At 44.4% G+C, this 15,965-nt stretch carries 10 protein-coding genes; 4 read left to right on the top strand and 6 right to left on the bottom strand.

Annotation, left to right across the window (positions count from 1 at the left end; translation table 11 throughout):
• Positions 1-360 precede the first annotated feature (360 nt).
• The gene (locus tag B4240_RS05925; RefSeq protein ID WP_296237416.1) at positions 361-1,464 is read left to right on the top strand and encodes an alkene reductase; all 1,104 of its coding nucleotides are present in this window, start codon (positions 361-363) and stop codon (positions 1,462-1,464) included.
• Between the two features lie 106 nt (positions 1,465-1,570).
• Here the strand turns inward: B4240_RS05925 and B4240_RS05920 are convergent, their stop codons facing one another.
• Positions 1,571-2,545: a pirin family protein gene (locus B4240_RS05920; protein WP_296237415.1), complete on the bottom strand. Its 975-nt coding sequence runs from the start codon at positions 2,543-2,545 to the stop codon at positions 1,571-1,573.
• 231 nt (positions 2,546-2,776) lie between these two features.
• Positions 2,777-4,078 (bottom strand): NAD(P)/FAD-dependent oxidoreductase, encoded by a 1,302-nt coding sequence (locus tag B4240_RS05915; RefSeq protein WP_296237413.1) that lies wholly within the window; start codon positions 4,076-4,078, stop codon positions 2,777-2,779.
• Between the two features lie 549 nt (positions 4,079-4,627).
• Here B4240_RS05915 and acs point away from each other — a divergent pair.
• Positions 4,628-6,589 (top strand): acetate--CoA ligase, encoded by a 1,962-nt coding sequence (gene acs, locus B4240_RS05910; protein ID WP_296237411.1) that lies wholly within the window; start codon positions 4,628-4,630, stop codon positions 6,587-6,589.
• Positions 6,590-6,769: 180 nt separating this feature from the next.
• On the opposite strand, the gene B4240_RS05905 is transcribed toward acs, so the two are convergent.
• On the bottom strand, positions 6,770-7,348 hold the full coding sequence (locus B4240_RS05905) for a hypothetical protein (protein ID WP_296237409.1): 579 nt from the start codon (positions 7,346-7,348) through the stop codon (positions 6,770-6,772).
• Positions 7,349-7,966: 618 nt separating this feature from the next.
• Here B4240_RS05905 and pgsA point away from each other — a divergent pair.
• Positions 7,967-8,653: a CDP-diacylglycerol--glycerol-3-phosphate 3-phosphatidyltransferase gene (gene pgsA / locus B4240_RS05900; protein WP_296237407.1), complete on the top strand. Its 687-nt coding sequence runs from the start codon at positions 7,967-7,969 to the stop codon at positions 8,651-8,653.
• 123 nt (positions 8,654-8,776) lie between these two features.
• Here the strand turns inward: pgsA and B4240_RS05895 are convergent, their stop codons facing one another.
• On the bottom strand, positions 8,777-9,271 hold the full coding sequence (locus B4240_RS05895; RefSeq protein WP_296237405.1) for a pyridoxamine 5'-phosphate oxidase family protein: 495 nt from the start codon (positions 9,269-9,271) through the stop codon (positions 8,777-8,779).
• A 369-nt stretch (positions 9,272-9,640) separates the two neighbouring features.
• On the bottom strand, positions 9,641-10,135 hold the full coding sequence (locus B4240_RS05890; RefSeq protein ID WP_296237403.1) for a pyridoxamine 5'-phosphate oxidase family protein: 495 nt from the start codon (positions 10,133-10,135) through the stop codon (positions 9,641-9,643).
• 432 nt (positions 10,136-10,567) lie between these two features.
• Between B4240_RS05890 and purL the strand changes: the two genes are divergently transcribed.
• Positions 10,568-14,608 (top strand): phosphoribosylformylglycinamidine synthase, encoded by a 4,041-nt coding sequence (gene purL / locus B4240_RS05885; protein WP_296237401.1) that lies wholly within the window; start codon positions 10,568-10,570, stop codon positions 14,606-14,608.
• Between the two features lie 372 nt (positions 14,609-14,980).
• On the opposite strand, the gene B4240_RS05880 is transcribed toward purL, so the two are convergent.
• The coding region (locus tag B4240_RS05880; protein WP_296237399.1) for an SEC-C metal-binding domain-containing protein at positions 14,981-15,965 on the bottom strand (985 nt) is incomplete at its 5' end.

Below are 15,965 nucleotides of genomic sequence, written 5' to 3'. Positions count from 1 at the left end.
TATTTTGGGTTTGGTATAAAAAGCACTTACGGTTTAAAGTAGGTGCTTTTTACTATCAAGCTTTAACAAAAATCACTGGTTTCACAATCTTAATAATCTTATAAGGCTATATAAATAATAGTTTTTTAAAAATTAAAAACATATGGGTTCGGGTGTTTTTGTTTGTAATTTTTACTTGGAATCGCTGTATCTATCCTTATAAAGAACACGGCTTATAAATAGATGACTTAGTCATTAACAGTTTAGTAATCAACGTTTTGGTGATTGACCAGTTGGTAATTAATAACAATGATAAGTGTTATTTATTCATGTTCAGTAAATCTTATAACCGTGTTTTTATAACAACAAACAAGGCATTTTATGGCACACGACAACTTATTCGAACCCGTCAAAATGGGCCCGCAAACCCTAAAAAATCGCATCATCATGGCACCATTAACCCGCCTACGCGCGGTCGAGCCGGGCGATGTTCCTACGGCACTAGCGAGCGAATATTATGCGCAGCGTAGTGGCGCAGGTCTGGTCATTACCGAAGCGACACAGGTCTCTTTTCAGGCAAAAGGCTATGCGGGCGCGCCCGGTATTCACACCAAAGACCAAACGACCGCATGGAAAACCATCGTCGATAATATCCACGCAAAAGGCGGTAAGATTGTCGTCCAGTTGTGGCACACAGGTTTGGTTTCACACGAAAGCGTCCAGCCTGATGGCAAAGCGCCTATTTCAGCGTCTGACGTTCATGTAGGCGTGCGCACAACTTTGCGTGACAGCAATAACCAACCGATTCGCGTTGAATCTACAACACCGCGCCCAGCCACGCTTGAGGAAGTGCAGCAAGTTATCGCTGACTTTGCTCTTGCCACCAAAAATGCCAAAGAAGCGGGCTTTGATGGCGTAGAGATTCACGGCGCTCATGGTTATCTACTGCATCAATTTTGGGTTGAGCAAACCAACCAGCGCAATGATAAGTACGGCGGTAGCCGCGAAAATCGTGCGCGTTTAACCCTTGATGTCATCGATGCGTGTGTCGCTGCGTGGGATGCTGATCATGTCGGTATTCGTATCTCGCCACTTGGTACGTTTAATAACGTCGAAGCAGGCTATAATGAAGACGAAAATATCTGGCTGGTTGAACAAATTAACAAGCGCGGCTTGATGTATTTGCATCTCTCTGAGCCTGACTGGGCAGGCGGGACGCCTTATAGTGACGAGTTCCGTCAGCGCGTTCGTGATGCTTTTGGGCAAATGATTATTGCCGCTGGTGGCTACACCGCTGAAAAAGCAGCGCAGAATATCAAAGATGGCTATATCGACGCCGTTGCTTTTGGTCGTGACTATATCGCCAATCCTGACTTGGCGGAACGTATCCGCACAGGTGCGCCGCTAAACGAGCAACATCCGCAAACCTTTTATGGCGGCGGTACAGAAGGTTATACCGATTATCCGTTTTTAAACCAAGCTTAAGCTGTTAGCGCATAGGTCGCTTTATTTATTAAAATAGAGCGATAATTCATAAAAAAGCTACCCTGTGATAATCAGCAAGGTGGCTTTTTTAATGGGTAATATTTGGCTATTTCCCAAAGTTACCCGTTTGATAATCACGAAACGTTTGTTTTAGCTCAGTTTGGGTATTCATGACAAACGGACCGTAGCCTGCCACGGGCTCGCCGATAGGCTCACCGCTTAATAGCAGCAGTTTAACAGAGCTTGGCGCTTGCTTATCATCAGACGACTTAGCATAGGTGAGCTCGATGCTATCGCTTGCCTGCGCTGCTTGTGCATTGGCAACATTAATATCAAAATCGGTAGCAGTCGGCGCTGCAAACTGCACCAAATTGCCCGCGCTCACTGGCGTAGCATTAATCAGTAACGTCCCTTCTTGCACTAATAACAAGATGTTATGGTTGTTTGGTACTTGCAGCGTCGTTGACCCGGTGTTATCTAGCTCAATATCCCACATATTGATAGGGGTAAAGGTACTGGCCGCGCCCACAGTGCTTTGCCATTCACCCGCAATAATGGCCGCTTTACCGATAGCGTGACCGACCTTATTATCTGCCAAATTAACGATAGGTAAGTCATGGCGTTTTAGTGTCTGATATTTAGGGGCAGTGAGCTTATGCGCACTGGGCAAATTGACCCATAATTGCACCATGCTAAAGAGTCCGCCGCGTTGACCAAAGGCTGGCGAGTGGAATTCTTCATGCATAATACCGCGCCCAGCGGTCATCCATTGCACATCGCCTTGTTGAATGATGCCACAACCGCCCGCCGAATCTGCATGGCTAATCTCGCCTGCATAAGCAATCGTCACCGTCTCAAAGCCCTTATGCGGATGCTGGCCGATACCGTGCGGCTGCGTCGCAAAGTTCGGGTTTGGCGCAAAACTGGTTGGCTGACCATAATCTAATAATAAAAACGGATCGGTATGACGATGATTAAAATAAGGATCGTTATCCAGATGATTGAACAAGGTTTTGACATAAAAACCATCGCCGACCCAGTGCGGGGCTTTATCGCCATGGATATGTTTGATTGGACGCATTGAATATCTCGTGTGCTTAATTGTGTTAAAGAATACCTATTTATTTAACGGCCATTCCTTAACCCTAATTTTTAATAATAATGACGTGCTAGCTGTTAAATGATTCTAAATTTATAACGAGATATATAGATACTATATTCACAGTTGTTAAGTACTTAGTCGCCAATTAATCCCGTCTTAGTCAACGGCTATTTAGCTAACGAGCGTTTGGATGGATAGCATGGCTTAATATTAAACCACTTCGCCGCAGACAAAACCACTGGCCCACGCCCATTGAAAGTTATAGCCGCCAAGCCAGCCTGTGACATCAAGCACTTCACCGATAAAATATAACCCGTCTTGATATTTACTTTGCATGGTCTTTGACGAGACTTCATCGGTTTTTATACCGCCGCGCGTAACCTCTGCGGTGCGGTAGCCTTCGGTTCCAGACGGTTTTAGCTGCCAGCCGTTCAGCGTTTTACCAAGCTCTATTAAGCGCTCATCTTTAATATTGGCAAGCTCGGTGTCTTTGATATCGTCCCAAAGATGGGTTTGTAACGCTGCCAGTAGTTTTTTTGGCAAAGCATTGTCGGTATTGTCTGCCAAAACCGTGCGGATAAGCTGGCGTGGGTGCGATTTTTTATGCATAAGCAAAAGCGCGGTCACATCTACATCGGGCAATAAATTAATGCTAATGGTTTCGCCGCTATGCCAATAATTAGACAGTTGTAGCATGGCAGGACCAGACAAACCGCGATGGGTAAATAACAGCGGTAACTTAAAGGAGATGCGCTCATTACTGGCAATCACGGGCAAGCTAATGCCAGCAAGCGCGCGAATCAGCTCGCCAGTTTTATCGGTAAAGGTGAAAGGCACTAAGCTTGCATCGGTTGCTATTAGCGTATGACCAAACTGCTGCGCCAGCTCATATCCAAAACCACTTGCGCCAAGCGTTGGAATGGACAAACCGCCCGTTGCTACTACAAGCGCTTCACAGCGGTAAATAGTATGCGGTAGCTTGCTTTGATTGCCGCTGTCTTTTCTTTCTTGCTTCTCTTTTTTACTCAGCTGTTTGCTGGTGATTAATTCAAAACAGGTTTTTTCACTATTGTCGCAAGTTTTTACTTGTTCGATGTGGGTGCTGAGCTTGACTTGTACGCCCACGGCAGCGCATTCACCCAGTAGCATGGTTAAAATATCTTGCGCTGAGTCGTCACAAAACAGTTGCCCGTGCTCGCGCTCATGGTAGGGAATTTTATGCTGCTCAACCATACCGATAAATTCCCAACTTGGATAACGACTGAGGGCGGATTTACAAAAATGCGGATTGCTACCGATAAAATGCTCAGGCTCGACAAAATAATTGGTAAAGTTACAGCGCCCGCCGCCCGACATCAGAATTTTTTTGCCCGCTTTATTAGCATGGTCGAGCACCAAGACGCGGCGACCACGGCGCCCTGCGGTCAGCGCGCAATACAACCCTGACGCACCAGCGCCGATGATGATGACATCATAGTGAGTGTGCTGTGAGGCGTTGCGAGGATTTTGCATGGTGATGTTTTCCAAAAAGCGCTAAGCTTTAAAAATAGAGCTAAAGAAGCAAAGATGACAATTAGAAATCAGACAAATAGGACGTTTTAATACAAAAGAGTAGGTCATCTATAATCGGTACTAAATAAAATAGATACATGGCTTAAATACGCAAGACTGGTAACAATTTTTCGTAGCCTCTGTCGGCGTAGGCACAGCAAGTAAGAAAAATTTGTATCAGTCTCGCTGTATCTTTTTTATAAAAACCTAACTATGTATCGGACGCTCGACGAGTGATGTCTAAGGGTAGCTATTGTCCACGTTTTATTTGAGGTTACAAGGATTAAATATCTCTGATAAGTCAAAGTATAAAAGACGCAGCGCCTTGTTAAGTATACAGGCGTACAGCGAAATTGTTGTGATTTGCGTTTGACGTCTTGCAACGAGGCCGCTTATTTGTCAAACTAACCTTAAGTGTCAGACATTATGGAAGATGACTCTTATTACTTGTACCAGCCATCGTTAAACGATGGCCGCGACAAGTCATAATAATTAAAAAGGATGACAACGATGACTCAAAAATCATTTCCAAACGCGGCTGAATTCGTCGCCGCTGCCAATACTACCCCCGAGCAATATACTAAACAATACCAACAATCTATTGCGTCACAAGAGGCCAACGATGCCTTTTGGGCAGAGCGTGCTGAACTGATTGATTGGATCAAAAAACCCACCAAAATCAGCAATGTCAATTATGACTTGGAAGACTTTCATATCAAGTGGTATGAAGACGGTGAGCTTAACATCTCCGTCAATTGTCTTGACCGCCATGTAAAAAACCACCCTTATAAGCCCGCTATTATTTGGGAGGGTGACCATCCATCGCTGCACAAAATTATCTCATTTAAAGAGCTACATGAGGAAGTATGTCGGTTAGGAAATTCACTGCGTAAGCTTGGCGTGGAAAAAGGCGATCGGGTGGCCTTGTATCTGCCGATGATTCCAGAGGCGATAGTCAGCATGCTGGCCTGTGCGCGTATTGGGGCGGTGCATTCAGTGGTGTTTGGCGGCTTCTCGGCAGAGAGTTTGGGTAATCGTTTGATTGACAGCCGCCCAAAAGTCATCATCACCGCAGACGAAGGGGTGCGTGGTAATAAGCACACGCCGCTCAAAGCCAATGTCGATCGGGCGTTAGACATGGATGGCACTGACAGCGTGACTAAAGTCATTGTCGTGCATCGTACCGGCAATTCAGTACCGATGAGTGGGCGCCGAGACGTCTGGTATCACAACTTGATTGACGGAGAATCAGAGCATTGCGAACCTGAAGTGATGAATGCTGAAGATCCGTTGTTTTTATTGTATACCTCAGGCTCAACGGGCAAACCTAAAGGCGTCTTGCATACCACGGGTGGTTATATTACTTATGCCCTCTCAACCTTCCGCGATGTGTTTGATGTCAAAGAAGATGATGTCTACTGGTGTACCGCCGATGTTGGCTGGGTCACAGGTCATACCTATACTACGTACGCACCGCTTGCCAATGGTACGACGACGGTGATGTTTGAGGGTGTACCAGAATATCCAACGTGGGCGCGTATTGGACATATCGTTGATAAGCACCAAATCACCATATTATACACCGCGCCAACGGCCATTCGCGCCATGATGAAAGAGGGCGATAGCTTTGTCCGTGAGTCGGACCGCTCAAGCCTACGCTTGCTTGGCTCCGTTGGTGAACCGATTAATCCAGAAGCTTGGGATTGGTACTATAATGTCGTCGGCGGCGGCCGATGTCCGATTGTCGATACGTGGTGGCAGACAGAAACGGGCGGCATCTTACTGGCGCCAATACCGGGCACCGTAGACATGAAGCCTGGGGCGGCGATGAATCCGTTATACGGTATCATGCCAGTCATCGTCGATAGTGATGGGGTAGAGTTAGAAGGTGCTGCGGAGGGCAATCTTGCGATTGCTGGCGGCTGGCCTGGTCAAATGCGCACGATTTATAACGATCATGAGCGCTTTTTAAAAACCTACTTTACAGAATATCCGGGCTATTATTTTACTGGCGATGGCGCGCAGCGTGACGAAGATGGGCACTACTGGATTACCGGACGAGTGGATGACGTGCTCAATGTCGCAGGACACCGATTGGGCACCGCAGAGATTGAAAGCGCGGTGGTCGCCCATCCAGCAACGGCTGAGGCGGCTATCGTTGGTATGCCGCATGATATTCGCGGCATGGGTGTTTGTGCCTTTATTATCTTAAAATCGGGCGAAACCGCAACGGATGCCTTAAAAGCGGAGCTCAACCGTCACGTACGCGCGGAGATTGGTCCGATTGCTAACTTGGATGCCATTTATATGGTTGATGTGTTACCCAAGACGCGCTCTGGTAAAATCATGCGCCGTATCTTGCGCAATCTCGCGGCAGGACAATACGTTGGCTTGGGCGATTTATCTACGCTTGCCGACAGCTCTGTCATCAATGAGCTGGTCGAAACGGTCAAGGCTGAACGCGGAGAATAGCGCTGATTGATGGTTATAAAGGTTTAAAAACCATCATAACCAGCCTTTAGCAAAAACCACCTCATCAAGGAAGTAACTGTTAAATAGGTTAAAGATAAATAGGTTAAAAAAAAGCCATGCTAGCAAAAATAGCATGGCTTTTTTATGTAGAAGCAGATAGATACTGAATCAACTTACAGGCTAAAACGACATTTTTTTAATATCATAACCGCGCAAATCGAAGTTGGCATCAAATGGTTGCGATAACCCGATAATAGGCAGGCTAACAATAGCGCTATTTGAGGTAGTGAATTTATTAAATAATTGATTTTCTGTAAATTCATTAATGGGCACAAGGACGCCATCAATGCTATTACGCATCTCGTAGGTCGCTCGATTACCATCAAAGTTCATGGCTACTTTGCAAGAGGGCGTACATGATAGGTTTGAATTGACAAAAATTGCTACAGTACTGGTTACGGCGCCGCTACTGCTTTTACGCTTTTCAAGCTGAATCCAAGGTCTATGTTTAACGTTGGCAAATTGCGGATCATAATAGAAATTTAGCGCATAGTTAGTTGCTCTTAATGAAAATACGCCGCTACTATCACTTGTGGAGGAGTATTGCCACTGTGTTTTTTCTACAGGATTGATAGGCGAATTATTATCCGAACCCGTATTACCAATACCGCCGCCGGGTCTTGCAGCGTCCATATCGTCAAAGCCGCCACCGCAACCACTTAGCACCAATGCTAGACTGACAGCTAATAGCTTTTTCATAGCGGCCTACCAAATAATTATACTTTATCAAACTATAGTTGATTGATAACCTTTAAACAACTATTTATTGTTGCTCTTTATGAATATTTATATATTAAGAGATGCTACAGGCAAAAAAAGAGCCCACGAAGGAGGAGTCGTGGGCTGAGGAAAACTGATTAGGCAACTTATGCAATCAAGCGACAGGTTCTGATTGATAACTACACTGATTTATAACTGCTCATTCACAAATAGCGAGTCACCAATAAATTGCTTAATATTTATTATTGTTAATATAAAGATAATGTCAGAATGCTATATTTCAAGAAATACTTACATCCGCTTACAACTTCCAGTGTACAACTGTATTTTATTACTCAGCTATCATAACCGAAATGCGCGGATTTACCTAGCTTACTTACATGTCCTTACGTTTTAGCGCGTTAGACGGCTGTGTGCCATGTAACTTTAAAAAGTAGGGAGATAGTAAGGGCTTTTAGCAGTATCTATGGGTCAAAAACATTGACGATTGAACAAAGCCACAACCAACCTGTAGAGAGGCATGACGCCATGGCCGAAAAATGCTAAGCTAGCAACATCTTATCGTTATCTAATCGTTCACTATAGACTGGGTTTGCCATGACCGAGAGTACACCGCTGCACACACCAGAACAAAAACCGCTACCAACGCCAAACGACAAAAGCATTTTTAATTTACCCAATAATCTGACGATTGCACGTATTTTGATGATTCCGTTATTTGTGGCGATTGCCTATTGGCCACCAGCGCTCGGCATTGGCATGCCAGCGATTTCGGATAATGTCATTGCGCGGGTAGGCATGAGCGAATTTAGCGACAGCTTACTGCGGCATTTACTCTTGACCAGTGTGTTTATCATCGCGGCAATTACGGACTGGCTAGACGGTTATTTTGCCCGCAAGCTCAATGTAGTGTCTGCTTTTGGCCGCTTTTTAGACCCAGTCGCTGATAAGCTGATGGTTGCCGCCGCGCTGATTATTTTGGTACAGTGGCATCCCAATATCATTATGGCGATTGCTGCGATTGTGATTATCTCGCGTGAAATCGCGGTATCGGCGCTACGTGAATGGATGGCGGAGCTTGGCAATCGCACCAGTGTCGCGGTCTCTTATGTGGGTAAACTCAAAACCACTTTTCAGATGATCGCCATTACTGTTTTTTTGTTAAACTGGCAATCGCTTGAAATGATAGGGTATGTGCTGATGGTGGCGGCGGTGATTTTAACCTTATGGTCGATGATGATTTATCTACGAGCCGCGTGGCCTTATTTAAAGCAAAGTGGTTAACCTTTAGCGCAAAGCAATTAGAAAAAAAGATTTATAGGTTTAATTATAAAAACGCCAGTCATAATAAATGTCTGGCGTTTTTTTTAGTTCTACTGATTTTAATTGTACTGCATCATTAAACCATCACAGCTCAATAGAGAAGTTTTCCCCTAAACTTTTATCAATTGCAGTTTCGGTGACAGCCGCCGCCGTCATTTTGACAGCGCTGGCAATGGCGTTACCATTGGCCCAGTATTCCGCACCATGCGGCACCACTTTAATCAGCTGTACCCTTGGATCTTCTTTGCCTTGTTCAAAATAGGCGTTATACATGACCGTCCATAGCTCGTCGAGTTTTTCTGTATCTTCGACCAATTCAGCAGTACCAGAAATAGATAAATACTTATCAGCGTCTTGCGTCACGTAGGCCAAATTTACTTCTGCATTTTGCTTAATATTATCGACAGTCTCAGAAGGCGTATGACCAATAAACCAAATCTCTTTGGCCCCTATACTGGTTTCGGTGGTATTCATCGGGCAAGAATGCAGATGATTTTCGCCGTTGCGCGTGGTCATCATGGTGTATTTGATGTCTTTTACCATCGCTTGGATAGTGTCCATTTGCTCTTGTTTACTCATGATAGTTGTCCTTTACTATTGATAGGTTAAGTTTAAATTTTCAGCTTAGAAGCGGTCAGGGCGTTATAGCATAAGATAATGAGTTGTTAAAAAAACTTAGCGAGAGCCTCATTAAATTTAGAACGCATTATCAATATAATAAAGTTGCTGAATAAAACGATATAGCTGGTCTGTAATGGGCTGTGAAGGTTTGTAAGCTTTAATAGTTGGCAGAATTAAGCGAAATTATGAGTGAATCGACAGGTTTTAAGTATAAAAAAACGCCAGTAAGTAAATCCTTACTGACGATTAAAGCTTAACATTTTGCTTTATGGTTCTTATGGTAAAAAATGCTAAATGCTATAAGCTAAGTACTAAAAAAACTGGGAGTTATAAAGACACTGAGAAAGTTTCACCCAAATCTTCGACAGTTTTCCCTTCTTGTACGGCTGCCGTCGCCATTCTAAACACATTCACAACCGAGCTACCGCTAAGCCAGCATTCAACGCCATGCGGCACAACTTTAATCAATTGTACGCTCTCATCTTCTTTGCCATTGGCAAAAAATGCATTATAAGTAGGTGACCATAGCTCATCTAATTTGTCTTTATCGGTTGATAATTCAGCATCACCACTGATAGAAACATAGTTTTTCTCATCTTGTGTGGCGTAGGTCAAGCCAATTCTTGAATCGTTTTCGATGTCTTTTACAACATCTGAGTTTTTATCACCGATGAACCAAATTTCTTTAGCGCCAATATCTGCTTTATTGGTGGTCATCGGCCACGCATGAATATCACCTTTTTTATTGGTGGTGCTCATCATGGCAAACTTTACGTCTTTGATGAGTTCTTGAATTTTATCGATATGCTCTTGATTACTCATTGTGGTTATCCTTTTTCATTATTGGGGATGGTTTTTTCCGTGGTTTTAGTTGCTTGAATGGTGAATGATTAAATTATTGTATTGATTAAAGCTTAGTTTTGATAAGTCAGCGCCGTTTATAATAATTTTATTCGTTATTTATAATAATTTTTATTGGTTATGGTGATTTATTAGGCGCTGCACTCATCGCAACTGCCATCTAGAATAGCGATTACTGGTGCTCTATTTATATAGGTTGCCAGTAATACGATGTGAGTGTTTGTAAGGTTTACAAGAATTAGGTAAAAATTGTGACGCCACGCGCGCGATATTTCTGTTTTGCAAAACTTTTTATCTTGGTTTTGTCCTGCTTATTACAGGGCTTCTTGTTATAATACACAGACCATTTACCTAGCATGGCAGAGATGCCTTGATCTTACGGATTATGCCTTTATGATGACCATCGCCGGACAACCGTTTCTTACCGATTTTCAGACGCAGCAACTCATCAGTCAGTTTCAGCAAAAAACCGAGCTAAATGTCAGCCAGATTCATACTCAGCAAGTTTATGTGCTATCGCGAGACCTCGTAGGTGCTGAGCAGAAAAAAGCGCTGGACTTGTTTGGGGTGCATGCCGATATTCAACTTGCCGCTCCAGAGGATAATCAAATACAAGTGATCGTCGGTCCGCGTTTTGGGACGATTTCGCCGTGGGCCAGTAAAGCGACCGATATCTTTAACAACTGTGAAATTGAGATTAAACGCGTCGAGCGCGTCATCGTTTACACCCTAACGATTGATGGAAAAGCAGACGGCAAAGTTAGTGGAAAACTGCCTGCTAGCGCCGAGCAATTATTGTTTGACCGCATGACCCAAAGCCTGGTTTATGATTTAAACGAAGTGAATAAACTGTTTGACGATGAACAGCCGGCCGCGCTCAATCGCATTGACGTCATCGGCCAAGGGCAATCAGCACTAGAAGCCGCCAATAAAGAATTTGGTTTTGCTTTGTCGAGCGAAGATATCGACTACCTCATGAATGCTTATGTCAATGAGCTTAAGCGTAATCCAACTGACGTTGAGCTGATGATGTTTGCGCAAGCGAACTCTGAGCATTGCCGCCATAAGATTTTTAATGCCGAGTGGACGATTGATGGCGAAGTGCAGCCAAAATCACTGTTCCAAATGATTAAGAATACTTATAAAGCCAACCCACACGGTATCTTGTCCGCTTATAAGGACAACGCGGCGGTGATGGCAGGAGCAGAGGGGCTGCGTTATTACCCAGTGCCGACTGATGCGATGGACGCCAATTCTGCCCATCCTTACGATTTTTATCAAGAAGAAATCGACATCTTAATGAAGGTCGAAACCCATAACCATCCAACGGCGATTGCCCCTTATGCCGGTGCAGCAACGGGCGCAGGCGGTGAGATTCGTGATGAAGGCGCAACGGGCCGCGGCGGCAAGCCAAAAGCCGGTCTGACGGGTTTTCACGTATCGCATCTGCATATTCCAGAGCTTGCGGAAAAATGGGAGCAATCAGGTCAAGTCAGCACAAAGGATTATGGTACGCCGGAGCGTATGGCGACCAGTCTTGAGATTATGACCGAAGCACCACTCGGCTCAGCTAACTTCTCCAACGAATTTGGGCGTCCAAACCTCTGCGGTTATTTCCGTAGTTTTCAGCTTGATACCTCAGCGGCCAAAGATGGCAGCCAAATGCGCGGCTATCATAAGCCAATCATGCTGGCGGGTGGTTACGGTAATATCAAACGTAATTTGATTGAAAAAAATGCCATTCGCGAAGGTGACTTATTAATCGTCCTTGGCGGCCCTGCGATGCAAATCGGTTTGGGCGGCGGCGCAGCATCGTCTGTCGATAGCGGTGAGCTTGACGCGGGCTTGGATTTTGCTTCGGTGCAGCGTGATAACGCCGAGATGGAGCGCCGTTGTCAAGAAGTTATCGATCGCTGCTGGGCCTTGGCTGGAAATGGACAGTCTGGTAATGATGCTGATGTCAGTAATGCCAGTAAAGACGGTAACCCCATCGTCTCTATTCATGACGTCGGTGCAGGCGGTCTATCAAATGCCATGCCTGAGTTGGTCGACGATCATGATATGGGTGCGCATCTGAACTTGCGTAAAATCCCGTCGCTAGAAATAGGCATGTCGCCGATGGCTATTTGGTCAAATGAAGCGCAAGAGCGTTATGTGTTAGCGATTCGTCCTGAAAGCAGAGAGCAGTTTGATGCGATTTGTGCCCGTGAGCGTTGCCCGTATGCCATCTTAGGCGTAGCGACGGAAGTACGTCAGCTTATCGTTGACGATGAGCTGCTTGATGAGCAGCCAGTCGATATGCCGATGCAAGTCTTGCTTGGCGGTACGCCGCAGATGCAGCGCAGCTTTAGCCGTCAAGACAATGAATTGCCGCCGCTTGAGCTTAATGACTTTAACCTAACTGAATCTATCAAAGATGTGCTACGTCATCCAACGGTTGCGAGCAAGTCTTTCTTGATTAGCATTGGCGACCGCTCGATCACGGGTATGGTTGTCCGCGATCAATATGTTGGTCGCTATCAAGTGCCGGTTGCCGATTGCGCCGTCACAGCTTCTGGCTTACTAGCGCTTGATGGTCAACCAATGATTGGTGAGGCGATGAGCGTTGGTGAACGTACGCCTGTGGCGCTGATTAGTCCAAAAGCCTCGGCACGCTTAGCAGTCGGTGAAGCAATCACCAATATTGCTGGTGCCCGTATTAATCAGTTATCAGATATCACCATGTCAGCAAACTGGATGGCAGCGTGCGGCGATGATAATGAGGATGCTGCGCTTTTTGACGCGGTACATACCGTCGGCGAAGAGCTATGTCCAGCATTAGGTATCGCCATTCCAGTCGGTAAAGACTCGCTATCGATGCGTGCTAACTGGAGTGATAAAGACGCTAATAATCAAAGCCAAGATAAATCTGTCGTTTCACCTATGAGCTTAGTAATTACTGCATTTGCACCTGTGACAGACGTGGCAAAAACCTTAACGCCTGAACTCATTAACGGTGACAGCGCGTTTTATCGGATCGACTTATCAAAAGGCAAATTGCGCCTTGGCGGTTCAATCCTCGCGCAAACGGCAAGCCAATTGGGCAATGAATGTCCTGACCTTGATAAGCCAAGCGATTTAATCGATTTCTTTAACTTCATCCAAGCGGGTAACGCGCAAGGCGTCATTAGCGCCTATCACGATATCGGTGATGGTGGACTGCTTGCGACGATTGCCGAGATGCAATTTACCAGCCGTCAAGGCATCAAGCTATCATTGGACGATAAAAATCTACTAGGTCAATTATTTAGCGAAGAGCTGGGTGCGGTCATTCAAGTATTACCAGAAAACGTCGCTGCTCTTATGCAGTTGGCAGAAGAATTTAACGTCAGTGATATGCTAAGTCTCGTCGGTCAAAGTACCGAGGAAGACAGCCTTATTATTCAAACGCCGCTACATATGGGCGATGACACCTTACGCTTTAGCCGTTCTGAGCTACAGCAAGAGTGGAGTCAGGTCAGCTATCAAATCGCACGCCGCCGTGATAATCCAGCGTGCGTACAGCAAGAATATGACTTAATTAGCGATGCCAGCCATCAAGGGCTTATCGCTGCGCCAAACTTTGATCTTAATCAAAAAGTTGAAGAACCATACTTAAACAGCCGCGCTGATTCTGATAACAGCAAGCCAAGAGTTGCTATCCTGCGTGAGCAAGGCGTCAACGGTCAAACAGAAATGGCAGCAGGCTTTACTCAAGCTGGCTTTGAAGCTGTCGACGTACATATGAGTGATTTGCTTAGCGGCCGTATCAATCTACGTGACTTTGACGGTTTGGTCGCTTGTGGTGGCTTTAGTTACGGTGACGTACTCGGCGCAGGCTCTGGCTGGGCGAACTCTATCTTGTTCCATGACGAGCTGCGTATGCAGTTTGTGCGCTTCTTTGCCCGTCCAAATACCTTTAGCTTAGGCGTTTGTAATGGTTGTCAGATGATGGCGCAGCTCAAAGACCTGATCCCAGGCGCAGAAAACTTCCCACGCTTTATCGCCAATAAATCGGCCCGCTTTGAAGCGCGTACGGTCAACGTCAAAGTCGAGCGTACCAAATCTATTTTGTTTAAAGGTATGCAAGACAGTATCTTGCCAATCGCTGTGGCGCACGGTGAAGGCTATGCCACGCTGGATAACACCGAGATCGACGGTATGGCGCGGCACGGTCAGCTCGCCATGCGTTATGTCGATAGCCACGGTCATCCAACCGAGACCTATCCGCTCAATCCAAATGGCTCGCTCGGCGGTGTCACGGGTCTGTGTAGCACCGACGGTCGCGTCACCATCATGATGCCGCATCCGGAGCGTACGCTACGTGCTTACAATCACAGCTGGAAACCAAAAGCGTGGGATGAGGACGGCGCGTGGATGCGGATGTTCCGTAACGCCCGAGCCTGGTTGCGTTAAGATATAGGTTAAGCTGTTTTAAATCACTGTTTTAAACATAAAAAAAGGTGGGCGCAAAGCTCACCTTTTTTGTTTTTGGGGTTTGAGTGTTTTAAATATTGACTTAGCTTTGATATAAAGTGATGTGGAGTAGGTTGGCGTGGAGCTTGCGACACCTAACGGTTTTTTAGGGGAGCTAATCCCGCCTTCCGCTTGTATCTACCAGTCTGGGCGAGGCGGTGACATTGTGTTCTTATGGATATCTATTGTGGTTCAAATTTACAGATTAAAAAATCTGTAAATACTATTTTGCGTGTTCAGCCTCAAATATTCAGGGTTATTATTGGGCAAAATAATGTCTAAACGGCTAGAAAATTTATGATTCAGTTACCTTTACTTATTCAAACAGCATTTTTTATATTTTTTACCAGTGCCACAGGGACAAGTCTCATTTCTACCAATTTTCTTATTAATTTGTGAATGCTGTTCTAACCTGAGTTGTTGTAAGCGTTTAACTTCTTCAGCTAAATACTCACTATGAGAATTACTATAAGAGAAACCTTCAAAGCCTATACTGTTATCATCTATAATAACTAAAAACCAGTTATTGATGTTTCTTTCGTAAGCATACAGCTGGCATTGTTTCTTAAGTTTATCATAATCATATAGTCGCTTAGCGATGAACATCACACCAATATTCTCTTCTTCGATATAAGTATGAAAGTCTGTTCTCTGAGCTTTTCTGATCAAACTTATCTGTTTCTTTATAAAGCTTTGAGTATCACAGTTTAAGCCTAGTAAAAACTTGGTTAACTCAGTAAAACCAGATTTGTTGATACTTTCAATTTCTTTTACTAAAAATTTTATGTTATCTTTACATTCATCATAAAAAGCAGGTTTGACTTGTTCTTCTTTCAAAGTTCCCTCTTTCCAGTAATAGTATAAATCAATGTTTTTTGAGTAAGAGCTATCAATTGAAAGCATGAAGTTTTCACTAGGAAAATTAATATCTTCAAAATACAGCCCTTTTTTTAGGAAGTAGCCAAAGATATCTAACTCTTCTGCCATCTTTATTTGAGGGAAGTCGTTATATTTAATTCGTCTATCTAAATATAGTAAAAACTCACTAGGTGAGTCAATGATCTCAGAAATGATTCTTAAATCGTTCAAGTATATTGACCAAATCCATTCATCATTCTGAATAAACCCAAACTCTTGAAGAGAACTTAGGTCACTTGAAAGGTGATTTAAGGGTTCTAAAGTAGTATTAATTAGATAAATATTATTTATATTAGTATTATCTATAGTTAAGACTATTCTTTTATTTTTATCTCTAAAATCAGTCAGTTTATTTGAAAGTATATAGTTTTTAGCTCTA

The sequence above is a fragment of the Psychrobacter sp. UBA5136 genome, assembly GCF_002414005.1.
Lineage (GTDB): Bacteria > Pseudomonadota > Gammaproteobacteria > Pseudomonadales > Moraxellaceae > Psychrobacter.
The sequence above is the reverse complement of the archived record's forward strand: the minus strand, read 5'-3'. Positions and strand labels throughout refer to the sequence as shown.

Bases quoted from the DNA above. Each gene is read 5' to 3' on its own strand.
- acs (WP_296237411.1), top strand. From the start codon at position 4,628: ATGACTCAAAAATCATTTCCAAACGCGGCTGAATTCGTCGCCGCTGCC.
- B4240_RS05890 (WP_296237403.1), bottom strand. From the start codon at position 10,135: ATGAGTAATCAAGAGCATATCGATAAAATTCAAGAACTCATCAAAGAC.
- B4240_RS05895 (WP_296237405.1), bottom strand. From the start codon at position 9,271: ATGAGTAAACAAGAGCAAATGGACACTATCCAAGCGATGGTAAAAGAC.
- B4240_RS05915 (WP_296237413.1), bottom strand. From the start codon at position 4,078: ATGCAAAATCCTCGCAACGCCTCACAGCACACTCACTATGATGTCATC.
- B4240_RS05925 (WP_296237416.1), top strand. From the start codon at position 361: ATGGCACACGACAACTTATTCGAACCCGTCAAAATGGGCCCGCAAACC.
- B4240_RS05920 (WP_296237415.1), bottom strand. From the start codon at position 2,545: ATGCGTCCAATCAAACATATCCATGGCGATAAAGCCCCGCACTGGGTC.
- pgsA (WP_296237407.1), top strand. From the start codon at position 7,967: ATGACCGAGAGTACACCGCTGCACACACCAGAACAAAAACCGCTACCA.
- B4240_RS05905 (WP_296237409.1), bottom strand. From the start codon at position 7,348: ATGAAAAAGCTATTAGCTGTCAGTCTAGCATTGGTGCTAAGTGGTTGC.
- purL (WP_296237401.1), top strand. From the start codon at position 10,568: ATGATGACCATCGCCGGACAACCGTTTCTTACCGATTTTCAGACGCAG.